The 25,176-nt window shown below is 69.2% G+C and carries 26 protein-coding genes and 1 pseudogene; 11 read left to right on the plus strand and 16 right to left on the minus strand.

Annotated elements, in window-relative coordinates; all coding sequences use genetic code 11:
* Window positions 1-314: 314 nt before the first annotated feature.
* A complete protein-coding gene (locus tag IEY88_RS21910) occupies window positions 315-947 on the plus strand; it encodes an alpha/beta fold hydrolase (RefSeq protein ID WP_189156688.1) in 633 nt (210 codons plus the stop codon).
* 425 nt (window positions 948-1,372) lie between these two features.
* Here IEY88_RS21910 and prcA read toward each other — a convergent pair whose 3' ends face one another.
* From prcA to IEY88_RS21935, 5 genes are all read right to left on the minus strand, one after another.
* Window positions 1,373-2,143 (minus strand): proteasome subunit alpha, encoded by a 771-nt coding sequence (gene prcA / locus IEY88_RS21915; protein WP_189156689.1) that lies wholly within the window; start codon window positions 2,141-2,143, stop codon window positions 1,373-1,375.
* A gap of 34 nt (window positions 2,144-2,177) precedes the next feature.
* The gene (prcB, locus tag IEY88_RS21920; protein ID WP_189156690.1) at window positions 2,178-3,026 is read right to left on the minus strand and encodes a proteasome subunit beta; all 849 of its coding nucleotides are present in this window, start codon (window positions 3,024-3,026) and stop codon (window positions 2,178-2,180) included.
* A 49-nt stretch (window positions 3,027-3,075) separates the two neighbouring features.
* A complete protein-coding gene (locus tag IEY88_RS21925; protein ID WP_030471529.1) occupies window positions 3,076-3,270 on the minus strand; it encodes a ubiquitin-like protein Pup in 195 nt (64 codons plus the stop codon).
* 79 nt (window positions 3,271-3,349) lie between these two features.
* The gene (gene dop, locus IEY88_RS21930; protein WP_189156691.1) at window positions 3,350-4,843 is read right to left on the minus strand and encodes a depupylase/deamidase Dop; all 1,494 of its coding nucleotides are present in this window, start codon (window positions 4,841-4,843) and stop codon (window positions 3,350-3,352) included.
* Window positions 4,844-4,916: 73 nt separating this feature from the next.
* Complete coding sequence (locus tag IEY88_RS21935) at window positions 4,917-7,316, minus strand: FtsX-like permease family protein (protein WP_189156692.1); 2,400 nt, start codon at window positions 7,314-7,316, stop codon at window positions 4,917-4,919.
* 107 nt (window positions 7,317-7,423) lie between these two features.
* On the opposite strand from IEY88_RS21935, the gene IEY88_RS21940 reads away from it, so the two are divergent.
* Entirely contained in the window at window positions 7,424-7,915 is a 492-nt protein-coding gene (locus IEY88_RS21940; protein ID WP_189156693.1) for an NUDIX hydrolase, read from the plus strand.
* Here the strand turns inward: IEY88_RS21940 and IEY88_RS21945 are convergent.
* The 6 genes and pseudogenes from IEY88_RS21945 to IEY88_RS21970 all read right to left on the minus strand — a co-directional run.
* Window positions 7,902-8,237 (minus strand): antibiotic biosynthesis monooxygenase family protein, encoded by a 336-nt coding sequence (locus IEY88_RS21945; protein WP_229693633.1) that lies wholly within the window; start codon window positions 8,235-8,237, stop codon window positions 7,902-7,904. The genes IEY88_RS21940 and IEY88_RS21945 overlap by 14 nt on opposite strands.
* A 13-nt stretch (window positions 8,238-8,250) precedes the next feature.
* The gene (locus IEY88_RS21950) at window positions 8,251-9,129 is read right to left on the minus strand and encodes an aldo/keto reductase (protein WP_189156695.1); all 879 of its coding nucleotides are present in this window, start codon (window positions 9,127-9,129) and stop codon (window positions 8,251-8,253) included.
* 15 nt (window positions 9,130-9,144) lie between these two features.
* Window positions 9,145-10,176 (minus strand): glycoside hydrolase family 5 protein, encoded by a 1,032-nt coding sequence (locus IEY88_RS21955; protein ID WP_189156696.1) that lies wholly within the window; start codon window positions 10,174-10,176, stop codon window positions 9,145-9,147.
* Window positions 10,177-10,350: 174 nt separating this feature from the next.
* A complete protein-coding gene (locus IEY88_RS21960; protein WP_189156697.1) occupies window positions 10,351-11,406 on the minus strand; it encodes a glycoside hydrolase family 5 protein in 1,056 nt (351 codons plus the stop codon).
* Between the two features lie 97 nt (window positions 11,407-11,503).
* The gene (locus IEY88_RS21965) at window positions 11,504-12,259 is read right to left on the minus strand and encodes an ABC transporter permease (protein WP_189156698.1); all 756 of its coding nucleotides are present in this window, start codon (window positions 12,257-12,259) and stop codon (window positions 11,504-11,506) included.
* 50 nt (window positions 12,260-12,309) lie between these two features.
* Window positions 12,310-12,957 (minus strand): annotated as a pseudogene (locus IEY88_RS21970) (ABC transporter ATP-binding protein); the annotation flags it as partial.
* 112 nt (window positions 12,958-13,069) lie between these two features.
* Here IEY88_RS21970 and IEY88_RS21975 point away from each other — a divergent pair.
* Genes IEY88_RS21975 through IEY88_RS21985 form a run of 3 tightly spaced genes read left to right on the plus strand, consistent with a single transcriptional unit; the run spans window position 13,070 to window position 15,041 of the window.
* The gene (locus tag IEY88_RS21975; protein ID WP_229693634.1) at window positions 13,070-14,137 is read left to right on the plus strand and encodes a sensor histidine kinase; all 1,068 of its coding nucleotides are present in this window, start codon (window positions 13,070-13,072) and stop codon (window positions 14,135-14,137) included.
* Window positions 14,134-14,763 carry a response regulator gene (locus IEY88_RS21980; RefSeq protein WP_189156700.1) on the plus strand — a complete coding sequence of 210 codons (630 nt, stop codon included), beginning with the start codon at window positions 14,134-14,136 and terminating at the stop codon, window positions 14,761-14,763. Before IEY88_RS21975 ends, IEY88_RS21980 begins: the two co-directional genes overlap by 4 nt.
* Window positions 14,763-15,041 carry a DUF6368 family protein gene (locus IEY88_RS21985; RefSeq protein WP_189156701.1) on the plus strand — a complete coding sequence of 93 codons (279 nt, stop codon included), beginning with the start codon at window positions 14,763-14,765 and terminating at the stop codon, window positions 15,039-15,041. The genes IEY88_RS21980 and IEY88_RS21985 overlap by 1 nt, the downstream gene beginning before the upstream one ends.
* A gap of 61 nt (window positions 15,042-15,102) precedes the next feature.
* Here IEY88_RS21985 and arc read toward each other — a convergent pair whose 3' ends face one another.
* The gene (gene arc / locus IEY88_RS21990; protein ID WP_189156702.1) at window positions 15,103-16,902 is read right to left on the minus strand and encodes a proteasome ATPase; all 1,800 of its coding nucleotides are present in this window, start codon (window positions 16,900-16,902) and stop codon (window positions 15,103-15,105) included.
* 724 nt (window positions 16,903-17,626) lie between these two features.
* Between arc and IEY88_RS21995 the strand changes: the two genes are divergently transcribed.
* The gene (locus tag IEY88_RS21995) at window positions 17,627-18,484 is read left to right on the plus strand and encodes an Rv0361 family membrane protein (RefSeq protein WP_189156703.1); all 858 of its coding nucleotides are present in this window, start codon (window positions 17,627-17,629) and stop codon (window positions 18,482-18,484) included.
* A 40-nt stretch (window positions 18,485-18,524) separates the two neighbouring features.
* Window positions 18,525-19,391: a hypothetical protein gene (locus IEY88_RS22000; protein ID WP_189156704.1), complete on the plus strand. Its 867-nt coding sequence runs from the start codon at window positions 18,525-18,527 to the stop codon at window positions 19,389-19,391.
* Window positions 19,392-19,451: 60 nt separating this feature from the next.
* Here the strand turns inward: IEY88_RS22000 and IEY88_RS22005 are convergent, their stop codons facing one another.
* Window positions 19,452-20,279: a tRNA (adenine-N1)-methyltransferase gene (locus IEY88_RS22005; protein WP_308426006.1), complete on the minus strand. Its 828-nt coding sequence runs from the start codon at window positions 20,277-20,279 to the stop codon at window positions 19,452-19,454.
* 12 nt (window positions 20,280-20,291) lie between these two features.
* Window positions 20,292-21,410, minus strand: a complete 1,119-nt coding sequence (locus IEY88_RS22010) for a site-2 protease family protein (protein ID WP_229693635.1) — start codon at window positions 21,408-21,410, stop codon at window positions 20,292-20,294.
* A gap of 108 nt (window positions 21,411-21,518) precedes the next feature.
* Between IEY88_RS22010 and IEY88_RS22015 the strand changes: the two genes are divergently transcribed.
* From IEY88_RS22015 to IEY88_RS22030, 4 genes are read left to right on the plus strand one after another with little or no spacing between them, the layout of a single operon-like run.
* The gene (locus IEY88_RS22015; protein WP_189156705.1) at window positions 21,519-22,364 is read left to right on the plus strand and encodes a RecB family exonuclease; all 846 of its coding nucleotides are present in this window, start codon (window positions 21,519-21,521) and stop codon (window positions 22,362-22,364) included.
* A complete protein-coding gene (locus IEY88_RS22020; RefSeq protein WP_373294158.1) occupies window positions 22,364-23,134 on the plus strand; it encodes a thioesterase family protein in 771 nt (256 codons plus the stop codon). Before IEY88_RS22015 ends, IEY88_RS22020 begins: the two co-directional genes overlap by 1 nt.
* A gap of 15 nt (window positions 23,135-23,149) precedes the next feature.
* The gene (locus tag IEY88_RS22025) at window positions 23,150-23,407 is read left to right on the plus strand and encodes a hypothetical protein (RefSeq protein WP_189156706.1); all 258 of its coding nucleotides are present in this window, start codon (window positions 23,150-23,152) and stop codon (window positions 23,405-23,407) included.
* A 13-nt stretch (window positions 23,408-23,420) separates the two neighbouring features.
* A complete protein-coding gene (locus IEY88_RS22030) occupies window positions 23,421-24,035 on the plus strand; it encodes a phosphoribosyltransferase (protein WP_189156707.1) in 615 nt (204 codons plus the stop codon).
* Here the strand turns inward: IEY88_RS22030 and IEY88_RS22035 are convergent.
* Together IEY88_RS22035 and hisG are read right to left on the minus strand one after the other, a co-directional pair.
* Window positions 23,996-24,307, minus strand: coding sequence for an antibiotic biosynthesis monooxygenase family protein (locus tag IEY88_RS22035; RefSeq protein WP_189156708.1), 312 nt, complete (start codon window positions 24,305-24,307; stop codon window positions 23,996-23,998). The two genes, IEY88_RS22030 and IEY88_RS22035, sit on opposite strands and share 40 nt — an antisense overlap.
* Complete coding sequence (gene hisG, locus IEY88_RS22040; RefSeq protein WP_189156709.1) at window positions 24,304-25,164, minus strand: ATP phosphoribosyltransferase; 861 nt, start codon at window positions 25,162-25,164, stop codon at window positions 24,304-24,306. The genes IEY88_RS22035 and hisG overlap by 4 nt, the downstream gene beginning before the upstream one ends.
* Window positions 25,165-25,176: the final 12 nt, after the last annotated feature.

Consider the following 25,176-nt stretch of genomic DNA (forward strand, 5'->3'; position numbering starts at 1 on the left):
CGACGGGCACCCGCCCATCAGCCGCGTTCAGTCACCAACCTCATGACCAAGTACACCTAGCCCAAGCAGGAGTGATCGCCGGCCTAGGCGGCCTCCTGGGCACAGCAGCAGGCACAGCAGCAGCCCTAGCGCTACTAACAGCTCTGAACACCGGCTACGCCACCACCTGGCCACAACCAGAACTGAACCCGCTGACCATCCCCTGGCCAAACACAGCAATCCCCCTACTGGCAATCCCAGCAGTAGCAATGCTGGGCGCAGCCCTCTTCACCCGTTCCCGCCTACCAATCGAACGCCGCGAATAGGCTCCCACCATGACGACCTTCGCGATAGCGCACGGAGGCGGCGACGTGGGCTGGTCCTGGCACCTGGTAGCACAAGCTCTAGAAGCCAAGGGCCACACCACAATCGCCCCGGACCTCCCCATAGAAGACGAGCAGAAGGACCTGACCGACTGGGCGACAGCCCTAGTAGACGCCCTACCGTCCACCAAGGACGTAGTAGTGGTAGGCCACTCCTTCGGCGGCCTCGTAGCCCCACTGGCAGCAGCACAAATCAACGCCAAGGCCCTCGTCTACGTAACGGCAATGCTCCCCACCCCAGGCGAACCCCCGAACGACTGGTGGGCGAACACCGGCTACGAGGACCCAGGCCTGGAAGACGCGTTCTTCCACGACGTCCCACCACACCTGGCAGCGGAAGCCCAAAAACGAGAACGAGGCATGGCCGAAAACGCCATGGCGAAGCCATGGCCCCTCACCGCAATGCCAGACGTGCCAACACACTTCATCCTGTGCACAGAGGACCGCTTCTTCACCCCGACCTTCATGCGCAAGGTGATAGCAACCCGCCTGAGCAACACAAAACCAGTAGAGCTGCAAGCAGGCCACTACGCCCCACTGAGCAAACCACAGGAACTAGCAGACCAACTAGCCACCTACGCCTGACAACGCGATGCCGCAGGCGAGCCGTACGTCTTTCGTCTTTAGCAAGCGCACTGGGCGGTGGGGTCCCATCACGAGTCGCGCCATAGCACTTGCTGCATGCCTGGAGGGGTGTCAACTCGACACGCTTTTCGTCGAGTTGACACCCCTCCAGGCATGTGGCCCGCTCTTGGCTCGGCTCGTGATGGGACCCCACCGCCGACGCCACCACACAAATCAACCGGCAGCCGCTCAAAGCAACAGGCGTGCCATCTACCCGCAGACAGCGCGGGCCCCCTGATCAGATTGCCGGGGGTCTGGGGGCAGCGCCCCCAGGGGAAGCACGCACCAGCAACAGGCCGCCCGCAACAGCAACGACCCAACCAACCAGCGCCCAAAACAAAGGGCCCCCGACCAACCAGCCAGGGGCCCAGCAAACCTCAACCACCCTACTTCGACTCATCCTCCGAGCCACCGGGCAACTCAACATCCTCAACAGCCTTCCCACCCTTGGCAGGAGCAGGCATCAAAGCATCCAACGCACCCCCGGCAATCCGCCGGAACGCCCGCCGAGGCCGAGCCCTCTCCAACACCGCAACCTCCAACTTCGCGGCGGGAAGAATCTCAGCAGCCCCGTTCCCAGTGGACGGCGACCCAGCCGACAACGCCTTCACCGCAACAGGAACAGCCTCAGCCAACGAAAGCCCGTCAGCAAAGGCCTCCTTCAAAGCGGTGTTGGCAGCATCGACAGTGCCGCCCATCACGATGTACTGGGGCTCGTCCACGATGGACCCGTCATACGTCAACCGGTACAACGTGTCAGCCCCAGCGACATCCCCGACCTCAGCCACCGCGATCTCCACCTCGAAGGGCTTGATCTGCTCGGTGAAGTAGGTGCCCAGCGTAGTCGCGTAAACGTTCGCCAACGACCGAGAAGTGACGTCCCGAGGATCGTTCTGATACCCGCGGACGTCAGCAAACCGGATCCCGGCCTGCCTCAAGTTCTCGAACTCGCTGTACCGCCCCACGGCGGCGAACCCGATGCGGTCGTAGATCTCCGAGACCTTGTGCAGCGTGCTGGACGGGTTCTCCGCGACGAACAGAATCCCGTCGGCGTACTTCAGCACGATGACGCTGCGACCCCTGGCGATGCCCTTGCGGGCGTACTCCGAGCGGTCGCGCATCACCTGCTCTGCCGATGCGTACAGCGGCATCGTCATGGGTGGTGCTCCTGACGTCGAACGTGTGGGGGACTCAGCCTGCGGGCCGGGCTCGGCGGCCTTCGACGACCGCGTCGGCGATCGTGGAGACCTGCGATTCCGGGACCTCGACGGCGCCGTCGACGCCGTTGATCGTGACCACGATCGGGTAGAGGCGGCGGACCGGGTCCGGGCCGCCTGTCGCCGAGTCGTCGTCGGCCGCGTCGTACAGGGCCTCCACCACGGAGCGGATGGCGGCGTCGACGTCGGCGTCGGGGTCGTAGAGCTTCTTGAGGGCCGACTTCGCGAACAGCGAGCCCGAGCCGACGGCCTGGTAGCCCTGCGACTCCTCGTAGCGGCCACCGGTGACGTCGTAGGACACGATGCGGCCGGCGCGGTCCGAGTCGGTGGCCGAGGTGTCGTACCCGGCGAACAGGGGCACCACGGCGAGGCCGGCCATGGCCGCGTCCAGGTTGCCCCTGATCATCGCCGAGAGGCGGTTCGCCTTGCCGTCGAGAGACAGCGGCACGCCCTCGATCTTCTCGTAGTGGCGCAGCTCCACCGTGTACAGGCGCACGATCTCGATCGCGATGCCCGCGGTGCCCGCGATGCCGACGGCCGAGTGGTCGTCGGTGACGAAGACCTTCTTCATGTCGCGCTGCGCGATGACGTTGCCCATCGTCGCGCGCCGGTCGCCGGCGATCACGACACCACCCTTGTAGGTGGCCGCGACGATCGTCGTCCCGTGCGGGGCCTGGACGGTCCCCTCCGGGAGCTTCCGGCCACTAGGCAGCATGTCGGGTGCCTGTGCCCGCAGGAAGTCCGTGAACGACGACGAGCCCGGCGTGAGGTACGCCGAGGGCAACGCCGCGGCCGGGTAACGCCCGGTCGAGCTGTGGTCCATGTGTTGGTTGTTCTCCCGTCCCCGGAGTGGTCGGCAGGCCCCCGAAGGCCTACTGACCACCCTTCTGCACGTATGCGCGGACGAAGTCCTCCGCGTTCTCCTCGAGCACGTCGTCGATCTCGTCGAGGATCGCGTCCACGTCCTCGCCGAGCTTCTCGCGGCGTTCCTGACCTGCGCCGGCGGCGTCGTCCGCGCCGTCGTCGCCGTCGCCACCACCCTGGCGCTGCTTCTGTTCCTGGGACATCTCGGCCTCCCACTGACTCGCCTGACAAGAACACTACCCAGCGGCACCGACAAAAACCCTGAGCCACTCGGGTAGACGATCACCCGCGAGTCAGCGCGTCCACCAGTTGCTCGGCGGTGTCGGAGGCCTCCAGAAGGGCTCCGACGTGCGCTTTCGTCCCGCGAAGCGGTTCGAGCGTCGGAATTCGCACGAGGGATTCTCGACCGAGATCAAAGATCACGGAGTCCCACGAGGCGGCCGCGACCGAGGTCGGGTAGCGCTCCAGGCACCGGCCGCGGAAGTACGCGCGCGTGTCCTCGGGCGGCGTGGTGATGGCCGCGCGGACCTCTTCCTCGCTCACGAGGCGCTTCATCGAGCCGCGCGCGACGAGGCGGTTGTAGAGGCCCTTGTCGAGGCGGACGTCGGAGTACTGCAGGTCGACCAGGTTGAGCCGGGCCGCGCCCCACTCCAGGCCGTCGCGCTGCCGGTAGCCCTCGAGCAGCCGCAGCTTCGCGACCCAGTCGAGCCGGTCCGCGCACTCCGCCGGGTCGCGGGCGAGCGCCTCGAGCACCTCGCCCCAGATCCGCAGGACCTCGCGGTCGCCGACGCCCTCCTTCTCGACGAACGCGAGCGCGCGCTCGTGGTAGGCGAACTGCACGTCGAGGCCGGTGAACTTGCGCCCGCCGGTCATCTCGACCTTGGTCTTGAGCGTCGGGTCGTGGCTGATCTGGTGCACCGCGCGCACCGGGTCGACCATGCGCAGGTCGTCGAACCGCTGCCCGGCCTCGATCATGTCGAGGACCAGGGACGCGGTGCCGACCTTGAGGAACGTGGAGTACTCGGCCAGGTTCGCGTCGCCGATGATGACGTGCAGGCGGCGGTACTTGTCCGCGTCCGCGTGCGGCTCGTCGCGCGTGTTGATGATGCCGCGCTTGAGCGTCGTCTCGAGGCCGACCTCGACCTCGATGTAGTCGGAGCGCTGCGAGAGCTGGAAGCCTGCCTCCTCGCCGGACTGCCCGATGCCCACGCGGCCGGAGCCGGTGATGACCTGGCGCGACGCGAAGAACGGCGTGAGGCCCGCGATGACGGCCGTGAACGGCGTCGACCGCTGCATCAGGTAGTTCTCGTGCGTGCCGTACGACGCGCCCTTGCCGTCGACGTTGTTCTTGTACAGCTGCAGGCGGGGCTGGCCGGGCACGGAGGCGGCCTTGATCGCGGCCTCCTCCATGATCCGCTCCCCGGCCTTGTCCCAGATCACCGCGTCACGCGCGTTGGTGACCTCGGGTGCCGAGTACTCGGGGTGCGCGTGGTCGACGTAGAGCCGCGCGCCGTTGGTGAGGATGACGTTCGCCGCGCCCAGGTCCTCGACGTCGGAGTCGGTGGGGTGACCACCGGGCGAGCCCAGGTCGAACCCGCGCGCGTCGCGCAGTGGCGACTCCACCTCGTAGTCCCAGCGCGCCCGCCTGGCGCGCGGTATGTCCGCCGCCGCCGCGTACGCAAGAACCACCTGTGTCGAAGTGAGCACCGGGTTCGCGGTCGCGTCGCCCGGCACTGAGATGCCGTACTCGACCTCGGTTCCCATGATCCGCCGCATGCGCAACACCTTATGACCTGACCCCGCACAACAACGTGAGGGGAGCTTCACGGTGAAACTCCCCTCACCCTATTCACCCGGATGCCAGTCCGGCTGCAGGACGAATCCTCGAGGCGCCCCGTGAAGGCCCGAAAGCGGCGGCGACGGCGAGCAGGATCACGATGACCGCGCCCGTGACCAGCGGCAACACCACCTTGAGCCCGGGCAGCGCCAGTGGGACGCCGAGCGAGAGGAACGCGACCTCGGCGTAGGCGAACCCGAGCACACCACCGCCGACCACCCCGACGAGGGCCAGCATGACCGCTTCAGCGATGACCCCGCCCTGCAGCCCGCCTCGAGTGACGCCCAGGGCGCGCCTGAGTGCGAGCTCTTTCCGGCGTTCCTGGACGGAGATGGTCAGCGCGGTGCCGATACCGGTGACGGCGACCGCCACGGACAGTCCGAGCAGCACCATCATCAGCACGGTGCCCAGGTGCATGTACCGGGCCGCCTTCGCCCGTTCGTCCGCGTCGGTCTGGACGATCACGGTCGGGTTGTTCGGCAGCGCGGCCTGCAACTCGGACCGGAACTGGGCGGGGTCGACACCGGGCCGCAACGCGACCAGCACCTTCTCCGCCGGTCCCGTCGTGGGGCCGGCGACGATCGGCGTGTACCCCGTGATGCTGCCGGGAACGATGCCGACCACCTGGTACTGCTTGCCGTCGGCCTCGACGAACGGCCGGCCCTCCCAGTGCGGCGGCACGATGGCGGTCCCGGCCACGAGCTGGTCGGCGCCCGCCACGTTCTGCGCCCTGAGCCACGTCCTGAACTGCTCGGGGTCCACGCTCGCGGCGCTGTCCCCCGTCTTGTGGAGCACCACCGAGGCCGCCACGCCGGGCTGCGCCGGGATCGCCGGCAGCGGCCGGTCACCCGCGTCCACCACGGTCGCGTCCGGGCGCTCCTCGTTCGCGTACTGGAACGTCAGCTCCTCCGCCCCTCCCAGCACGACCAGGAAGAACGTCACCATCGAGCTCGCCAGCAGCAACGGCAGCGCCACCGAGGCCGACCTCTGCGGCATCCTGCGCACCTCGGCGCCGGCGAGCTTCCACTGCGTCCAACCCGTACCACCGATCCTGCCGAACAACCGCGCGATCAGCGGGACCGTGACCGGGCCGAGGATCCAGAACAGGCCGGTCACCGCGGCGATCGCGGAGAACGTGACCGCGAGCGGAGCGACGGACGTGCCCTTGGCCGCGATCGCGGCCATCGCGAGCAGTCCTGCGCCGGCAGTGAACAGCACGCCGAACACGAGCCGAAGGCGTCGAACGGACCGCGGGGGAACCTCGTTCTCCGCATCACGCAGAGCAGCCAACGGCGAGACGCGCGCGGCGTTGATCGCGGGACGAACGGCCGCCATCACGCTCAGCACGGCGGCAACGGCGACCCCGAGGATCACGTACCCGAGCGACGGCAGCAGTTCCGGGCTGAGCTCGACCGCGCCGAACAGCACGGAGATGCCGGTGACGTCGAACGTCCTGGCGAGCAGCCACGCCATCGGTCCGCCGAGCAACGCACCGGCGACACCCGCCAGCGCACCCGTCACGAGAGCCTCGAACAGGCTCCGGCGCACCAACGGCCCGCGCTGGGCGCCGATGCACCGCAGCAGCGCCGTCTGCCGCTGCCGCTGCGCGTAGACCGCGCGGAACGTGGCCGCCGCGACGAACACGGCCGTCGCGAGGGCGAGCACGCTGAACGGCAGCAGGATGAACGTCAGTTCGTTGCCGATGCTGTCGGCGTCCGGCGCCGGGTCCCACACCACGTAGGAGGCACCCGCCGCGGCCTTGACGGCGTCCCGCTCACCGCCGATCACCCAGATCTCCTTGGTGAACGGCTCCGCGTCCAGCTTCTTCGCGAGGTCCGGGCCGGCGACCAGGACCGGCCGGGCGTCGAGCCCGCCCTTCTTCATGATCCCGCTGACGGTCACCTCGACCGGCTTGCCGTTCGCGGCGGCGAGCTTGATCCGGTCGCCGGGCTTCAGCCCGCGCTCGTACGCGGTGATCTTGTCGACGGCGACCTCGCGGTCCGCCGCCGGCGCCTTCCCCTCGGCGAGCGGCCAGCGCACCAGGTCCGGCTGCTGGACGTGCACCTCGGCGCGGTGCTCCCCCGCACGGCCGCCCGCGTCCAGCAGGTCCGCCTGCGCCACCTGCACGGGCACGGCCCTGCCGACGGCGGAGAGCTTGGCCAGCACCGCGTCGTCCAGCTTGGCGCGATCCGTCTCGGGTGTGCCGTACTCGACCGGTTTGGTGTCCACCACGTGACCCACCGACGACGGTGTGAGGGGCGCGCCCTCGTCGACCGACCGGGTGAGCGCGTCGCTCAGCACCAGGGCGGCCAGCAGGCAGGCCACGCCGACGACGAGCGCGACGCCGGGCAGCAGCGCGCGGCCCGGCCGGGCGCGGAACTCGGCGACGCCGAGCCGCAGGGAAGTGGACACGAATCCTCCTCGGTGACGTCTGACGTTCCCGAAGGTAGGAAGGAAGGCGATCAGCGGGCGTCGGACTGGGGTAGCAAGCTCGCGTACGACCACAGGAGGACACGGGGATGATCAACCTCTACGACGAGGCCGCGAACGTCATCGGCGAGGTGACGCGCGAACGCATGCGCGCCGAGAACCTCTGGCACGGCTGTGTCCTGACCGTCGTGCACTCCACCGACGGCGAACGGGTCTACGTGCACCGCCGCACCGACACCAAGGACATCTTCCCCGGCCTGTACGACTTCTCGGCGGGTGGCGTGATCGACGCGGGCGAGACCCCTGACCAGGCCGCTCGACGGGAACTGCGCGAGGAGCTCGGTGTCGAGACCCCGCTGACTCCGCTGTTCCAGACCATCTACGTCGACGAGCAGACGCGCTACCACGCGTGGATCTACGAGACGCGCAGCGACGGCCCGTTCACCCACCAGCCCGAGGAGGTCGCCTGGGGCGGGTGGATGGACGCGGCCGAGCTGCGCGCGAGGATCGAGGACCCGGACTGGCCGCTCGTGCCGGACGGAAGGGCGATCGGCGGGGAGTGGCTCTCTAGGAGCGCTTGAAACCGTGGCTGCGCTCCACTTTCGCGACGTGCAGCGTGTAGGTGTCGTACCAGTGCTCCCGGCCGCGCTGCTGCGCCGCCCGGTGCTCCAGGTTGGTCCGCCACTGCGTGAGCGCGTCGACGTCGCGGAAGTACGCGACGGTGATGCCGAGCCCGCCGGGGTTCTGGGCGTGGTCCATCCCGAGGTAGCCGGGGACCTCCCGCACGAGTTCTTCCATGCGCGTGTTGGTCTCGCGGTAGCCGTTCTGGTCGTCGGTCCGCACGGTGGTGAAGACCACCGCGTAGTACGGGGGTTCGAAAGCCTCGACGGGCGCATCGCTCACGGCGCCACCGTAGCTAGTTCCAGGTGAGGCCGGAACGGATTTTCCAGTACTGCTCGGCGGGCTCGGCCAGGTCGGGCAGGTCGACGTCGATCCGCAGCGCGTCCACATTGGACCGCAGCTGCGCCGGGCTCGCCGCGCCGGACAGCACGACGTCCACGAACGGCTGCCGCGCGATCGCCGCCAGCGCGACCGCGTCCGGCCCGACGCCCAGCGCTTCCGCCTGTGCCGCAACCGCTTGCGGAGGATCGACGACGAGCCGTCCGTTGGCCACGCCCTCCTTGACGATCACCCGCAACCCGGCGTCGTGCGCCTGCCGCAGGGCCTCCCCCGCCGAGGTCTCCAGCAGGTTCCAGGTGGACTGGACGGACGAGAAGATGCCGAGGCCGAGCGCCTTGCGGATCGCGTCGGCCTGCCGCGGCCCGGACGTGGAGAAACCCAGCGGCACCCCGGTCCCGGCCATCGCATCCTGTAGCGCGCGGTCGGCGAACAGTGGACTGTCGGCCGTCAGCGAGTGCACCTGGTAGAGGTCCACGCGCGGCAGCAGCGCCGTGGTCTCCCGCCACTGCCGCGTGAACCGGGCGAGTGAGTGCTCCTTGACCTCGTGCACCTCGGCGTCGGCCCGCCAGTCCGCGGTGTAGGCGTACCCCCACTTGCTGGAGATCGTCACGTCGTCGTGGCCGGGCAGCCACGACGACAGGAAGTCCTCCGACAGCCCGTATGAACGGGCGGCGTCGACCCACCGGATGCCCAGCTCGTAGGCCGCGTCGAGCACGAGGTGGCACTGCGCGCGCATGGACTCGACGTCGCGCACCGCCGGCAACGCGCCCTCTCGGCCGAGGTTGATGTAAGCGGGACGGCCGAGGGACGCGAGACCTAGAGCGAGTTGTGCCATGCCGGCAACGGTAGGTCACCACTGGTCGGGCGCGCGCACGACGTCGCGCACCCAGACCCCCGCCGGCTTGAGCTTGCTCGTCCCGCCGAACGACGTGCCCGAGCACGTGCCCTGCTTGAACACCGCGCCGGACCGCTTGTCGTCGGAGAAGTTCCAGTTCGCCCAGGAGATCTTCTTCCGCTTCATCAGGTCGACGTACTTCTGCGCCATGGTGAAGTCGTTCGGGCCGTCACCGGACGCCTCCTGCGTGCCGAACTCCGTCACGAAGACGGGCACCTTGCTCGACACCTGGTCGAGGACCGCGAGGTGCGAGTCCCGGTGCTCGTTCGCGTAGAAGTGGAACGAGTACATGAAGTTCGTCGCGTTGACCTTGTTCTTCAGCACCACCGACGGGTCCTGCTCGTCGGAGTGGCCGAACGTCGACCAGCCGTTCGTGCCGGAGATGATCAGGCTGTCCGGGTCCTCCGCGCGGATGACCGGGACCATCTGCTCCGCGTAGGACTTGATCCTCGCCCACGACACCTTGTTCGGTTCGTTGGCGATGTCGTAGATGATGTTCGTCTTGTCCTTGTGCCGCTGCGCGATCTCCTTGAAGAACGTCTTCGCCTTCGCGGTGTACTCGTTCGGGTCGCCCGGGTCGAGCTGGTGCCAGTCGACCAGCACGTAGAGACCGCGCCTGGTGGCCTCCTCGATGTAGCCGTGCATGAGGTCCGTGAACTTGCGCGGGTTCGTCTCGTAGCCGCCCTCCTTCGCGGCGACGTACATCGCGACGCGGACGAAGTCGGCCTTCCAGTCGTTCTGCAGCGCGTCCCACCACTGGGACTTGTTGCAGCCGTTGAACCACTGGATGCCGTGCGTGCTCATGCCGCGCAACTGGACGGCCTTGCCACTGCTGTTGCACAGCTGGACGCCGCAGACCTTCAGCTGGCCGTTGACCGCCGCGGGCGAACCGGGCGGCAACGCGGCCGCGGCGGTGCTCACGGCGAGACCGCTCAACGGGAGCACGATCGCTGCGGCGAGTGCCAGAACAGACTTCTGCCAAACCATTCGCGCATCTCCTCTAGACCATCGCGGCGGCGACACACGCAAGTTCCCGCACGGCAACGGGATGGTCAACGAACGAGGCCCGAACTGCACCAAAGGGCAAGCGGCACAACGAAGAACGGCGGCCCCGAAGGACCGCCGTTCACGTGACCCGCCGGGGTCGGTGGTGCGGGGAGATCAGAAGTCGTCAGCCGTGCGGATGTGGTTGCGCACCCACTTGCCGGCCTCCTTCAGCACACCCTCACCGGCGAAGTTGCCACCGGAGCAGGTGCCGCTGTTGAACACCGCACCCGTGCGGTGGTCGTCGGAGAAGTTCCAGTTCGTCCAGGAGATCTTGGCTTCCTTCATGAACGAGATGAACTTGTTCGCCATGGTGAAGTCGTTCGGACCGTCACCGGAGGCCTCCTGCGAACCGAACTCGGTGACGAAGACCGGCACCTGGCTCGAGACCGTGCGCAACGCGTTGAGGTACGAGTCGCGGTGGTCCTTCGCGTAGAAGTGGAACGTGTACATCAGGTTCGAGGCGTTGACCTTGTTCTGGCTGACCTCGTTGATGTTGCGGCCGTCGGACAGGCCGAACGTCGACCAGCCGTGCGTGCCGACGAGCACGAGGCTGTCCGGGTCCTCCGCGCGGATCGTCGGGATGACGGCCTCCGCGTAGGTCTTGACCCGCGACCACGTCACGCCGTTCGGCTCGTTGGCGATGTCGTAGATGATGTTCGTCTTGTCCTTGTGCCGCTGCGCGATCTCCTTGAAGAAGGTCTTGGCGCGCGCGGTGTTGTGGTTCGGGTCGCCCGGCGAGAGCTGGTGCCAGTCGACCAGCGCGTACAGACCGCGCTTCGTGGCCTCCTCGATGTAGCCGTGCACCATGTCGGTGAACTTGCGAGGGTTCGACTCGTAGCCACCTTCCTGGATGTACATCGAGATGCGGAGGATGTCGGCCTTCCAGTCGTTCGCGAGCGCGTCCAGGGACGCGGTCTTCACGCACTGGGAGTACCACTGGATGCCGTGCGTGCTCATGCCGCGCAACTGGATCTGTTTGCCGTTCTTGTTGCACAGCTTGACGCCGCACACCTTGAGCTGACCGTTGACCGCCGCGGGCGAACCCGGCGGCAGCGCGGCGGCGGCGTAGGTGCCCCTGGGAGCGTCGGCGACCGAACTGCCCGCCATCACACCGGTCAACGGGAGCACGACCGCCGCGGCGAGCGCCACCACAGACTTCTGCCAGGACATACAGCGTCTCCTCTCGGACTGCCGGCGGCGGATTTGTTAGGGAAGTTTCCTTACCGATTAAAGGTATAGATGACCATAGGTCGGCCCCCAGAGCGAGTCAAGCGTCTCGTCGCAGAAGAGTCACAGTTCCGGCACCCAGAGTCACCAGTACGTAAAGCCCCAAAACTGCGACCGCGGCCAGCGGGCTCAGCGGAGGGTCGTTGACGACGCCCGCGACCTCCCACACCAGATACGGCACCATCACCGCGGACGCGTCCATGTTCCAGGGCTCCGGCAGCATGGGCGTGACCGCCGGCAGCCCCCACAGCAGCAGGCCCATGATCACGATCGTGACCGCCGTCGACCGGACCGCCAGGCCGAGCCCGAGCCCGAACAGGCCCGTTACCAGGATCGACAGCACCGCCGCGCCGCCCCACGGCAGCACGTCGCCGATGCTCTCCCAGGGTGCGATCGGCGCGGGCCGGTCCCCCATGATCAGCGCGCTGATGCCGAGGCTGAGCGCGAGCGTCACGCCACCGACCACCACGGCCACTGCGGCGGCGAGCACGGTCTTGGCCGCCAGCAGGCGTTTCCGGTCCGGCACGGCGGTCAGCGCGGTGAGCCTCGGGTCGGAGGTCGCGATCAACGCGCCGAGCGCGGCGACGAGGAACTGGACGACGGGCGTGATCACCACGCTGAAGTCGGCCGAGGCGAACCTGGCCTGCTCAGCGGCCGGCGAGGTGTCGTAGTCCCGCACCATCAGGAACGAGATCAGCGCGCCGAACACGATCATCAGGCCGACCGCGGCGAGCAGCCCGTACGGCGCCCGGACGGTCCGGAGCTTGCACCACTCCGCGGCGAGCGCGTTCTTCACAGTCCCCTCCCGGAGGTGAGTTCGAGGTAGGCGTCCTCCAGCGAACCGTTGCGGGTCAACGCCTCCATCGGCGTCTCCTTGACCAGCTGTCCTCTTGCGACGATCACGACGTGGTCGGCGGTCAGCGCCATCTCGCTCATCAGGTGGCTGGAGACGAACACCGTCCGGCCCTCCTTCGCGAGCCCGCGCATGAGGTCGCGGATCCACCGCACGCCCTCGGGGTCGAGGCCGTTGACCGGCTCGTCGAACATCAGCACCCTCGGGTCCCCCAGCAACGCCGCCGCGACGCCCAGGCGTTGCTTCATGCCGAGCGACAACGCCCTGATCCGCTTGTGCCGCACGCCTCCCAGCCCGACCTGCTCCAGCAGTTCCACCGCACGCTTCTCGCCGATGCCGTTGCTGGCGGCGATCCACCGCAGGTGGTCGAGCGCCCTGCGGCCGTGGTGGACGGCGCCGGGGTCGAGCAACGCGCCGACGTGGCGCAGCGGCTGGTCCAGGTCCTGGTAGCGCTCACCGCCGATCAGCGCCTCGCCGCCCGTGGGCCGGTCCAGGCCGAGGATCATCCGCATCGTCGTGGACTTGCCGGCTCCGTTCGGGCCGAGGAAGCCCGTCACCAGTCCGGGGTGGACGGTGAACGACAGGTCCTCGACCGCTGTCGTGTCGCCGTATCTCTTCGTCAGGTTCCGCACCTCGATCATGCGGAAGAGGTTCGCGCTCGCGGGCGTCGCGCGGATCGGCCCGTGCTCCGATCCCGGGAATCGGACCGTGGTCCGAGGCGGTTCGGACGAGTGCTTCGTTACCGTCGTCGTCGTGATCGCACGACTGCACCTCTACCTGGTCGACCTCACCGCCGCGGTGGTGATCGGCGTCCTCGTCGGCTACGCCATGGTGGAGCACCAGGACAAGTCGTGGTGGCTCGTCGTCCCCGGCACCCTCCTCGTCGCGCTGCCCGTCACGGTCCGCCGGATCTGGCCCGTGACCGCCTTGGTGGTCAGCACGGCCGCCACGGCGGCGGTGGTGGTCGGCCAAGTGCTGCCGACGGAGGCACTGGGCGCCCCGGTCGGTGCCGTGTGCTTCGCGCTCTACACCGTGGCCGTCGACCGCTCCCGGAGGTGGTCGCTCGCCGCCCTCGCGTTCGCCGTGGTCGCGATCGCCGGCGTCTCCGGCGGTGAACCCGAGAACGTGTTCGTCGTCCTCACCGCGATGAGCGCCGTCTGGATCATCGGCTACACGACCCGGATGCGGCGCTCCTACCTCGAACGCGAGAGGGCCCAGCAGGGCGAGCAGGCACTCTCCGACGAACGCCTGCGCATCGCCCGCGAACTGCACGACGTCGTGGCGCACAACCTTTCGCTGATCGCCGTGCAGGCGGGCAACGCCGCACACGTGCGCTCACCCGAGCACGCCTACGAGGCGTTGCAGGTCATCTCGGAAACGAGCCGTGCGGCCCTGACGGAGATGCGCGGCCTCCTGGGGGTGCTGCGCGCCGACGCCGACCTCGCCCCCTCCCCCGGCCTCGACGGCCTCGCCGACCTGGCCGACCGCGCGTCGCTGGCGGGCGTGCGTGTGGCGCTGCAGGTGCGCGGTGACACCGAAGTGCCGGAAGGCATCGGGCTCTCGGCGTACCGGATCGTGCAGGAGGCGCTGACGAACGTCGTGAAGCACGCGGCGCCCGCGTCGTGCACCGTCTCGGTAGACGTGACACCGGAAGCCGTCCGCGTCGACGTGGCGGACGACGGGCCTGGGGTGAGGGAGCTCGGAGTGGGACACGGTCTGATCGGCATGCGCGAACGCGTGGCCGTGTACGGAGGCACGTTCAGCGCGGGCCCCGGCCCCGACGGCGGTTTCCGGGTCGTCGCGGAGCTGCCGACCCGATGACCCGCGTGCTGATCGCCGACGACCAGGCGTTGCTGCGCGCCAGCTTCCGGCTGCTGGTCGACCACGAACCGGACCTCACGGTGGTGGGCGAGGCAGGCACCGGCGCCGAAGCCGTGGCCCTGGCCGCCTCCCTGGAGCCCGACGTGGTGCTGATGGACATCCGCATGCCCGAGATGGACGGCATCGAGGCCACGCGCCTGCTGGACGGCCCACGCGTGCTGGTGCTGACGACGTTCGACCTGGACGAGTACGTCTTCGGGGCACTTCGGGCAGGCGCGTCCGGGTTCCTCTTGAAGGACACGCCTCCCGCCGAACTGCTGGCCGCGATCCGCGTGGTGGCCTCCGGTGAGTCGCTGCTCTCGCCGACGGTGACGCGGCGACTGATCTCGGAGTTCGTCCGCCGTCCCGCCTCACCGGTGGTGCGCGGGCTGGAGCGGGTGACGGAGCGGGAGAAGGAGGTCCTGCTGCTCATCGCCCGCGGGCTGTCCAACGCCGAGATCATGGCCGAGCTGCACGTCAGTCCTGGCACGGTGAAGACGCACATCGGGAACCTGCTGGCGAAGCTGCACGCGCGGGACCGGGCGCAGCTGGTGATCGCGGCCTACGAGTCCGGCCTGGTGCGCTGATGCCGGGCCCGACACTGGTGGTCGAGCTGGCGGAGTCCGTGCCCGAGACCGCGCTGCGCGAGTTCGAGGCTTTCGTGCGCCGGCACTCCACGCGCTTCGAGCAGCCGCGCCCGTGGTTCTTCGACGTCAGCGCGGGCTGCGACACCCAGGCCGACCACGTGGCCACCGGCCTGCCGGGCGTTCTGGGTGTCACCGGCGGCCCGTACCCGACAGCGCTCGGCACGGCCGGATTCCTCCGCGCCTGGGCTGAGCAGTCCCGCTTCCGCCTGCTCAAGTAGCCCGCGAACAGCGAACCGCCCCGGCCGCGAAACGCGACCGGGGCGGCTCGATGAAGCAGCCTTACAGGTACGTGCCGGTGTTCGTGGCCGTGTCGATCGCGCGGCCGGCGTCCTGGTTCTTCCCGGTGACGAGCGTGCGGATGTAGACGATCCGCTCGCCCTTCTTGCCCGAGATGCGAGCCCAGTCGTCCGGGTTCGTCGTGTTCGGCAGGTCCTCGTTCTCGGCGAACTCGTCGAGGATGGCGGCCTGCAGGTGCCGGACGGAGAGTCCGGGCTGCTTGGTGTCCAGCAGCGACTTGATCGCCGCCTTCTTCGCCCTGTCGACGATGTTCTGGATCATGGCGCCGGAGTTGAAGTCCCGGAAGTACAGGACCTCCTTGTCACCGTTCGCGTAGGTGACCTCCAGGAACCGGTTGTCCTCCGACTCCTCGTACATGCGCTCCACGGTGTGCTGCACCATGCCCTCGATGCAGGCCTTCGGGTCCCCGCCGAACTCGGCGAGGTCGTCGGCGTGCAGCGGGAGGTTGGGCGTCAGGTACTTGTTGAAGATGTCCTTCGCGCCCTCGGCGTCGGGCCGCTCGATCTTGATCTTCACGTCGAGCCGGCCCGGGCGGAGGATCGCCGGGTCGATCATGTCCTCGCGGTTGGAGGCGCCGATGACGATGACGTTCTCCAGGCCCTCGACGCCGTCGATCTCGGCGAGGAGCTGGGGCACGATCGTCGTCTCGACGTCGGACGACACACCCGAACCACGGGTGCGGAAGATCGAGTCCATCTCGTCGAAGAACACGATCACGGGGGTGCCGTCGGACGCCTTCTCCCGAGCCCGCTGGAAGATCAGGCGGATGTGCCGCTCGGTCTCACCGACGAACTTGTTGAGGAGCTCGGGGCCCTTGATGTTGAGGAAGTACGACTTGGCCTGCTTGTCGGTCTCGCCGCGGATCTCCCGCACCTTCTTGGCCAGGGAGTTCGCCACCGCCTTCGCGATGAGCGTCTTGCCGCAGCCGGGAGGGCCGTAGAGCAGCACGCCCTTGGGCGGGCGCAGCTCGTACTCGCGGAACAGGTCGGCGTGCAGGAACGGCAGCTCCACGGCGTCGCGGATCTGCTCGATCTGCCGGGAGAGGCCACCGATGTCGCTGTAGTCGATGTCCGGGACCTCTTCGAGCACGAGGTCCTCAACCTCGGCCTTGGGGACCCGCTCGTAGGCGAAACCCGCCTTCGAGTCGACCAGCAGCGAGTCGCCGGGCTTCAGCGGCGCGTCGAGCAGTGGCTGGGCGAGCCAGACCACCCTCTCCTCGTCCGCGTGGCCGACGACCAGCGCGCGGGAAATGGTGTCCAGACCGTCGTCGTCGGTCAGCACCTCCCGCAGCGCGCAGACCTCACCGGAACGCTCGAACCCGCCGGCCTCGACGACCGTGAGCGCCTCGTTCAGACGGACGGACTGGCCGTAGGCGATCTTCTCCGGCTCGACCGCGGGGGACACGGCTACGCGCATCCTGCGGCCGGACGTGAAGACGTCGACGGTGCCGTCGTCGAAACGTGCCATGAAGACGCCGTACCCGCTGGGCGGTTGCGCCAGCCGGTCGACCTCTTCACGCAGCGCGAGCAGCTGGCTTCGTGCTTCGCGGAGGGTGTCTATGAGCTTCGTGTTTCGCTCGGTCAGCTGGCTGACGCGCTCTGTCGCCTCAGCCAAGCGCTGCTCGAGCAACCGCGTGTGCCGCGGGGACTCGGTCAGCTTGCGACGCAACGACGCGATCTCGTCCTCGAGGAACCTGATCTGCGCAGTCAGCTCAGCAGAAATGTTGCCCTGGTTCAGCTCGCCACCCTCATCGGGTTGGCTGCCGGGATGACCGTGCTGCATGTCGGCACCCTCCTCCCGTGTTCGTACCGATTACGGTACCGGCGATCACCGACAAAATGGGGTACTCACAACATCATCTTCGCTCGTGTGGTGCAACGGTGAACCCTCCAACAGAGGTCAACTGCTCCATCTCGGTGTCCGGCCCGGCGTCCCACCCGCTACGGTGCGTCTCAGAAACCGCGACCGGCGAGTCGCGCCGCGACACGCCAGACGACCTGCGAGAAGTCCGAGGAGAGGGCCATGGGAGCACCTGTGCGGGCACCCGGCCCCCACGCTCCGCGACCTCGCTCGGGCGACGGTGGACACGCCTGGTACGGCTCACGGCCCGGCGACGGGCGGCGATCCGCCATCGTCCCACCAGGTGGACCAGTTCTTGGTCCGTTCGGTGGTCACGCACCGCAATCCACCCCGTTCGTGTCCATCGGAGGGCCCGCGCGAGCAGGCCTCCGGTCCGACCGGACGGCGTGCGGCCAACCGGGTGGTTCCACCGACGCGTCCGGCGCACCACCCCGACAGCGCAGAGCATCGCGCTCGATTTCCGGTCGAGTTGCCACAATCGTTATCGGACACGACCTTCGCGCGACCGGAACGCGACTCCAGCGCGACTTCAGACCGTGTGCATGACCACTCGCGCGTGTCGATGGACCCCATTCGCCCGCGAGTCGCCCGGCCAGGCACCACAATGTCCAGAGAAGGACCACCTCATCCGCATCGGGGGATTTCGATGACCTACCCGCCGCAGCAGCCCGGACTCTACGGGCAGCAGCCGCAGCCCGGTGGGCCGTACGGGCAGCAGCCGCCGCAGCAGCCGGGTCACGGCCAGCAGCCCCAGCCCGGGTACGGCCAGCAGCCGCCCCCCGGCTACGGCCAGCAGCCAGGCCAGTACGGCCAGCCCCAGCAGGACCCGTTCGGCCTGCAGGGACCGCAGAGCGGCGGTTTCCAGCAGCCCGGCCAGTACGGCCAGCCCGGTCCCTACGGCCAGCCGCAGGGCCAGCCCGGTCCGTACGGCCAGCAGCCCTACGGTCAGCAGCCCTTCGGCCAGCCCGGCGGGTTCGGCGGTCCCCCGCCCAAGAAGAGCAACACCGGCTTGATCGTCGGCGTCATCGTCGGTGTGCTGGTGCTCGTCGGCGGTGGCGCGACCGCTGTCTTCCTGACCTCGGGTGACAGCTCGAACAGCTCCAGCAGCTCGTCGCCGGACTCCGGCGCCGGCGGTGGGGACGCCGCCGAGGTCAAGAACGTCGCGAAGGAGTACTTCGCGATCAACAACGACATCGAGAAGGCCTCGAAGCTCGCCTGCAAGGAGGTCGTCGACGAGGCCAAGGCGCTGCAGGAGGAGTTCAAGCAACTCCCTGCCGACCAGCAGAAGGCGGCCGAGGAGCTGTCCAAGTCGCTCAAGCCCAAGGTGACGGTCGGCGACGCGACCGTGTCCGGTGACCAGGCGACCGTGAAGGTCAAGGTCGAGCTGTCCTACGGTGGCCAGAGCAAGGTCACCGACACCGAGGTCAAGTTCAAGAAGATCTCCGGCGACTGGAAGTACTGCACGCTCGCCTCCGAGGCTGCCCAGGTCCAGCCGCCCAAGTGACCTGCAGCCGGATCCGCACACCTTCTTCGGGGGAACTTCGATGACCTACCCGCCACAGCAGCCGGGCCCGTACGGGAACCAGCCGCCCCAGCAACCCGGCTACGGCCAGCAGCCGCCGCCGGGGTACGGGCAGCAGCCCGGCCAGCCCCCTCAGCCGGGGTACGGCCAGCAGCCGCCCCCCGGCTACGGCCAGCAGCCCGGCCAGTACGGCCAGCCGCAGCAGGACCCGTTCGGCCAGCAGGGACCGCAGAGCGGCGGTTTCCAGCAGCAGGGTCCCCACGGCCAGCAGCAGCCCGGTCCGTACGGCCAGCAGCCCTACGGTCAGCAGCCCTTCGGCCAGCCCGGCGGGTTCGGCGGCCCCCCGCCCAAGAAGAGCAACACCGGCCTCATCGTCGGCGTCATCGTCGGCGTGCTGGTGCTCGTCGGCGGCGGCATCACGGCGGTCCTGCTCTCCGGCAACGACTCGGACAGCACCACCGCCGCGCCGACGGCCGCCAGCTCGGACTCGGACCCGACGGGCGGTAGCTCGAAGCCGGCCACGCCGTCGTCGAAAAGCTCGTCCAGCGGCGGTGACAGCGCGGCCAAAGACGTGGCCGAGGAGTTCACCGAGCGGATCCTGAAGGGCGTCCACGCGGGCAACAGCAACCCGAACGACGTCAAGGACATCGTGTGCTCGGCGGAGTTCCCGAAGCTCAAGACCCAGTCCGCCCAGCCGAACCCGAGCGTGAAGGCCACCGTCACGGAGGTCAAGACGTCGGGCAGCACCGGCACGTTCAAGCAGAACCTCACCGGCCTGCAGGACCCGGCCAACCCGGGCAAGGTCGCGTCCGGCGCCATCATCTACAAGCTCACCAAAGAGGGCGGCGACTGGAAGGTCTGCGGCATCGACAAGCTCGAGGGCAACTGACCCGACGCGCGAGGGCCCCGCACTCCACCGGTGGAGTGCGGGGCCCTCGGCGTTCGGGGATCAGCCCTTGCTGGGGCGGCGCTGCGGCCTCGGCGCCGTCACGCCCTCCGCGAGCCTGCGCGTGGTCAGCAGGAACGCGGTGTGCCCGATCATCCGGTGCTCCGGCCGCACGGCGAGACCGACGACGTGCCACGGGCGCACGAGCGTCTCCCACGCGTGGGGCTCGGTGAAGCACGTCATCTCCCGCAGCGCCTCGGTGACCACGGAGAGCTGCGTGGTGGTGGCGACGTAGACGACGAGGACGCCGCCCGGGATGAGGTTCTTCGCGATCGTGGGCAGGACCTCCCACGGCGAGAGCATGTCGAGGATGACCCGGTCGACCTCGCCCTCGTGGTTCTTCACGTCGTCGACGGTGATCGACCAGTTGCCGGGGCGCTCGCCGAAGAACGTCTCCACGTTGCGGATCGCGTGGACCGCGTGGTCCTCGCGCACCTCGTAGGACTGGACGCTGCCCTTCTCCCCCACCGCGCGCAGCAGCGAGCACGACAACGCGCCGGAGCCCGCGCCCGCCTCCAGGACGCGCGCGCCCGGGAAGATGTCGCCGTACATGCAGATCTGCGCGGCGTCCTTCGGGTAGATCACCTGCGCGCCACGCGGCATCGACAGCACGTAGTCCGGCAGCAGCGGGCGCAGTGCCAGGAAGTTCGTGCCGCCCACCGACGCCACGACGGAGCCCTCGGGCTGACCGATCAGCTTGTCGTGCGGGATGGCGCCGCGGTGGGTGTGGTACTCCTTGCCGGGCTCCAGAACGACGGTGTAGTGCCGTCCCTTGGGGTCGGTGAGCTGAACCCGGTCGCCCGGCTGGAACGGTCCACTTGCGCTAATCACCGCGCAATGGTGTCAAACGCCCTTCTCAATGGCCGCACGCAGGTCCTCCCTGCGCAGCACACCCGCCGGGCGGCCCTCCAGGTCGACGACGAGGAACTGCCACGCGGCGGTGCCCTGGACGCGTTCGACGATCTCCTCGCCGGGCTCGTCGGCGAGCAGCACGGTCTCGGGCAGGATCGGCTCCGCCGCCTGCTCGGCGGGGGCGAAAGGGCTGGCCGCGGCGAGCCTCTCGGCCGCCTCGGTGTCGAGCAGCCCGGCCGCCACGCCGTCCGCGCGCACCAGCACCACCCCACGGCCGGCCGAGGTGCTCAGGGCGTCCGCGACGGGGCTCTCCGCCGGCAGCTGGAGCACCGGGCGGATCAGGTCGTTGAGGGACACCCCGGCGGGCCACGTGCGGCGGCGTTCGCTCGCGAGCTCGCTCCTCGCACCGACGACGACTCCCCACGCCGTGAGCACGCACACACCGAAGCGCAGCCAACGGTCCTGGGCACCTTCCGCGACGCCGTACAGCGCCCACGCCACCAGTGCGATGGCCACGGCGATACCGCCGACCACGGCGACACGCGTGCCCGTCGCCCGTTGGCCCGTCACGGCCCACACGCCCGCCCTGACGATCCGGCCGCCGTCGAGCGGCAGGCCGGGCAGGAGGTTGAAGATCGCGACGGCGGCGTTCGCGGCGGCGAGCTGGAAGACCAGCACCCACACGACGCCGTCCTGCCGCATGACCATCGCGCCGAGGCCGAACAGGATCGCGAGCCCGACGGACACGGCCGGCCCGGCACCCGCGACGGCGCCCTCATGGCCGGGTTTGGCGGGCGTGCGCATGATCTCGGTAGACCCGCCCAGCAGGAAGAGGTGCAGCCTCCTGACCGGCAGGCCGAGCCGCAGCGCCGCTATGCAGTGGCCGAGCTCGTGCGCGAGCACCGACAACCCGAGGAAGAGGGCGAGCAGCACGGCCATCAGCAGCCCGACGCCCGGCGGCGTGCCGGGGGCCAGGTCGTCGACGAACGGCGCGTAGAACGCCACCACGATCGCCGAGCCGATCCACCACGACGGCGCGAGCAACACCGGGATGCCCGCCACCCGGAACAGCAGCAGGCCGCCCACTCGATCACTGATCCGCGCGGCCACGGAAGAACTGTAGAGGGGGTGGTGTGATCTCGCGGTCTGGTGCACCGGCGTACCTGCCGGGAGGTGGCGCTCCCGGGATTGTCAGACCCCTGTCCTAGGGTGCGAACCATGAGCACCACGTTGCGCAGGCCCGCGCTCTCGCCTTCCCGGGCAGGGGACTTCAAGCAGTGCCCGCTGCTCTACCGGTTCCGCGCGGTCGACCGGCTGCCGGAGAGGCCGACGAAGGCGCAGGTGCGCGGCACCGTGGTGCACGCGGTGCTGGAGGACCTGTTCGCGTTGCCCGCCGCCGAGCGCGTGCCGGGCCGCGCGCGGTCGATGATCGAGCCGGCCTGGGAGCGCGTGAAGGCCGAGCGCCCGGAGTTCGCGACGCTGTTCGAGGTTCCGGGCAGCGCCGAGGAGGTGGAGTGGCTCGCGTCCGCCACGAAGCTGCTCGACGGCTACTTCGGCCTGGAGGACCCGACGCGCTTCGAGCCTGAGTCGCGCGAGCTGCTGGTGGAGTCCGAACTGCCGTCCGGCGTGCTGCTGCGCGGCTACATCGACCGGGTGGACGTGGCCCCGACGGGCGAGATCCGCGTCGTGGACTACAAGACCGGCGCCGCGCCCCGCGAGGTGGGCGAGGCGAAGGCGTTGTTCCAGATGAAGTTCTACGCGCTGGTGCTGTGGAAGCTGCGCGGCGTCGTCCCCCGCCAGCTGCGCCTGATGTACCTGGCCGACCGCCAGGCCCTCGCCTACACCCCGGACGAGGGCGAACTGGCCCGCTTCGAACGCACCCTCGACGCGATCTGGCAGGCCATCATGCGCGCCGCGCCGACGGGCGACTTCCGCCCCAACCCCGGCCGCCTGTGCGACTACTGCGACCACAAGGCGTTCTGCCCCGCGTTCGACGGCACCCCGCCGCCCTACCCCGGCTGGCCGGAACCCGACGACGCCGAGACCCTCCAGGACCGCGACTGATGCCGGCCTTCTACCTGCCCCTGGGCGACGACACGTTCCGCTCCACCGAGCACACCGTCGGCCCGTGGGGCCCGGACAGCCAGCACCTGGGCCCGCCCTCCGCACTGCTGGTGCGCTCCCTGCTGGCCCTGGGCAACCCGTCGTCGGCCTTGGCACGCGTCACGTTCGAGGTGCTGGGCCCCGTACCGGTGGCCGACCTGACGGTGTCCACCTCGGTCGAACGCCCCGGCCGCTCGGTCGAGTTGCTGGCAGCGTCGCTGTCCCACGAAGGCCGCACCGTGCTGACGGCGCGGGCGTGGCGCATCGTCGGCTCGGACACGACTTCGGTGGCGGGCGGCGAGGTTCCCGCCCTGGCACCGCCGGAATCCGCTGCGCCGATGGAGATCCCCGAGCACTGGGGCGGTGGCTACCTCGCCGCCGTCGAGTGGCTTTCCCTGTCGGGCGGCATCTTCACACCGGGCGACGCACAGGTGTGGGCCCGCCCGCGCGTGGCCGTGGTGGAGGGTTCCGAGCCGTCACCGGAGGAACTGCTGTTCTCCGTGGTCGACTCGGCGAGCGGCGTCTCGTCCCGTGTGGACATTCGCAAGTGGTACGCCATCAACACCGACCTGACCGTGCACCTGCACCGCCGCCCCGTCGGGGAGTGGGTCGGGTTGGACGCGCGGACGACCATCGGGCCGGACGGCGTGGGGCTCGCGACCAGCGTGGTGCACGACGTGGAGGGGCCGGTGGGCTCGACGGCGCAGGCGCTGTTCGTGCGCGAACGCTGACACCGGGAGGCGGCCGTGCGCGGCGACGAGGCGATGGTGCGAGCGTTCCGCACCTGGGAGTCGAAGGGCAAGATCAGCCAGCCCGGCCTCGACATCCCCACCGCGTACGGACAGATCCTCTGCCGCCAGGTGAGGCGGACGATCACACCGCGCTGCGGCTTGGTGATTCGAGACGAGCGGACGCGGTCCGGCTGCTCTGAGCGGTCGGACGACCTGCGAGCCGGCATCCACCACCCGTCTTCCGTCTCGCGTCGGCTGACGAGGTGCGCGTAGCGTCAACGGGACTGTGAAGAGGTTCGCGAACCGGCAGGAAGCGGGCCGCGCCCTGGCCGCGCGCCTCGCCGACCTCCCCTGGCGCGACCCCCTGGTCCTGGGCCTCCCCAGAGGTGGCGTCCCGGTCGCCTGGGAGGTGGCGAACCACCTGAACGCCGAACTCGACGTGGTCGTCGCACGCAAGATCGGCGCCCCGGGCCACCCCGAGTACGGCGTCGGCGCCGTCACCGCGGACAGCGAGCCCATCTACGACCCGCGAGTGCTCAATGCCCTGGACCTCACCGAAGAACAACTGGGCCGCGCCTGCGACGAAGAACGCGAAGAAGCCCGCAGACGTACCACCCTCTACCGCGGCGACAAACCGCTCGCGGTGAAGGACCGCGACGTGATCCTCGTGGACGACGGCCTGGCGACCGGCGTCACCGCCAGAGCGGCACTGCACTGGATCGCCCAGCGCGAACCGAGGAGCGTCACGCTGGCCGTCCCGGTGGCGGCCAGGGAGTCGCTCAGAACGTTCCGGACGCCCGTGATCGCCGTTCTGGCCCCGAAGCACTTCCAAGCGGTCAGCCGCTGGTACGAGAGCTTCGCTCAGACCACGGACGAAGAGGTGCTCAGCGCGCTCTCGTAGTGCGACACCACCGGGAACGGCGAGTAGAAGCGGTGCAGCAGCGAGGACCACCGCTCGTACGAGGGACCCTGCCGGAAGCCGACGGTGTGCGCCTCCACCGAGTCCCAGCGCACGAGCAGCAGGTAGCGCGCCGGCGTCTCCAGGCACCGCAGCAGTTCGAGACCGCGGAAGCCCGGCGAGGCGGAGATCAGCTCCCGCGCCTCGCCGAACGCCCACTCGAACTCTTCTTCGGAGCCTGGCAGCACGTCCAGCAGGGCGTGCTCGGTGATCACAGCCGGCAGAACCTGATGTCCGAGGCCAGCACGGCCTTCGCACCGATCGCGGCCAGCTCGTCCATCACCTTGTTCGCCTCCTTGCGCGACACCATCGCCCGCACGGCCGCCCAGTCCGGGTTCGCCAGCGGCGCGACGGTCGGCGACTCCAGACCCGGGGTGAGCGCGATCGCGGCGTCGAGCAGCGTGCGCGGGCAGTCGTAGTCGAGCATCAGGTACTGCTGCGCGAATACGACGCCCTGCAGGCGGGCCGTCAGCTGCTTCTTGGCGGCCGTGACCTCCGAGCCGTTGCGGTGGATCAGGATCGCCTCGGACTCGCAGATCGGGTCGCCGAACGGCACCAGGTCGTGCTGCTTGAGCGTCCGGCCCGAGCCCACGACGTCGGCGATCAGGTCGGCCACACCGAGCTGGATCGAGATCTCCACGGCACCGTCGAGGCGGATCACCTTCGCGGTGATGCCCCTGGCCCTGAGGTCGCGGCCCACGAGCTTCGGGTACGCGGTGGCGAGGCGCTTGCCCTCGAGGTCCGAGACCTTCCAGTCCGTGCCACGAGGCCCGGCGTAGCGGAAGGTCGACCCGCCGAAGCCCAGTGCCAGCAGCTCCTCGACGGACGACCCGTTGTCGTCGGCACCCGAGTCGGCCGCGAGGTCCCGGCCGGTGATGCCGAGGTCGAGGTCGCCGGACGCCACGTAGATCGCGATGTCCTTGGGCCGCAGGAAGAAGAACTCGACCTCGTTGTTCGGGTCGAGCACGGTCAGGTCACGCGGCTCGTGCCGCTGCCGGTACCCGGCCTCGGTGAGCATGGCGGAGGCGCGTTCAGCGAGCGCGCCCTTGTTCGGGACTGCTACGCGCAGCATGTGAAAGTCTTC

The organism is Lentzea pudingi (assembly GCF_014646255.1).
Lineage (GTDB): Bacteria > Actinomycetota > Actinomycetes > Mycobacteriales > Pseudonocardiaceae > Lentzea > Lentzea pudingi.

Excerpts from the sequence above, each read along its gene's own strand:
- prcA (WP_189156689.1), bottom strand. The coding sequence starts at position 2,143 with ATGACGATGCCGCTGTACGCATCGGCAGAGCAGGTGATGCGCGACCGC.
- IEY88_RS22020 (WP_373294158.1), top strand. The coding sequence starts at position 22,364 with ATGCCGGCCTTCTACCTGCCCCTGGGCGACGACACGTTCCGCTCCACC.
- IEY88_RS21955 (WP_189156696.1), bottom strand. The coding sequence starts at position 10,176 with ATGGTTTGGCAGAAGTCTGTTCTGGCACTCGCCGCAGCGATCGTGCTC.
- prcB (WP_189156690.1), bottom strand. The coding sequence starts at position 3,026 with ATGGACCACAGCTCGACCGGGCGTTACCCGGCCGCGGCGTTGCCCTCG.
- IEY88_RS21985 (WP_189156701.1), top strand. The coding sequence starts at position 14,763 with ATGCCGGGCCCGACACTGGTGGTCGAGCTGGCGGAGTCCGTGCCCGAG.
- hisG (WP_189156709.1), bottom strand. The coding sequence starts at position 25,164 with ATGCTGCGCGTAGCAGTCCCGAACAAGGGCGCGCTCGCTGAACGCGCC.
- IEY88_RS22000 (WP_189156704.1), top strand. The coding sequence starts at position 18,525 with ATGACCTACCCGCCACAGCAGCCGGGCCCGTACGGGAACCAGCCGCCC.
- IEY88_RS21995 (WP_189156703.1), top strand. The coding sequence starts at position 17,627 with ATGACCTACCCGCCGCAGCAGCCCGGACTCTACGGGCAGCAGCCGCAG.
- IEY88_RS21980 (WP_189156700.1), top strand. The coding sequence starts at position 14,134 with ATGACCCGCGTGCTGATCGCCGACGACCAGGCGTTGCTGCGCGCCAGC.
- IEY88_RS21925 (WP_030471529.1), bottom strand. The coding sequence starts at position 3,270 with ATGTCCCAGGAACAGAAGCAGCGCCAGGGTGGTGGCGACGGCGACGAC.
- IEY88_RS21910 (WP_189156688.1), top strand. The coding sequence starts at position 315 with ATGACGACCTTCGCGATAGCGCACGGAGGCGGCGACGTGGGCTGGTCC.
- dop (WP_189156691.1), bottom strand. The coding sequence starts at position 4,843 with ATGCGGCGGATCATGGGAACCGAGGTCGAGTACGGCATCTCAGTGCCG.
- arc (WP_189156702.1), bottom strand. The coding sequence starts at position 16,902 with ATGCAGCACGGTCATCCCGGCAGCCAACCCGATGAGGGTGGCGAGCTG.
- IEY88_RS21940 (WP_189156693.1), top strand. The coding sequence starts at position 7,424 with ATGATCAACCTCTACGACGAGGCCGCGAACGTCATCGGCGAGGTGACG.
- IEY88_RS22015 (WP_189156705.1), top strand. The coding sequence starts at position 21,519 with ATGAGCACCACGTTGCGCAGGCCCGCGCTCTCGCCTTCCCGGGCAGGG.
- IEY88_RS21950 (WP_189156695.1), bottom strand. The coding sequence starts at position 9,129 with ATGGCACAACTCGCTCTAGGTCTCGCGTCCCTCGGCCGTCCCGCTTAC.
- IEY88_RS21960 (WP_189156697.1), bottom strand. The coding sequence starts at position 11,406 with ATGTCCTGGCAGAAGTCTGTGGTGGCGCTCGCCGCGGCGGTCGTGCTC.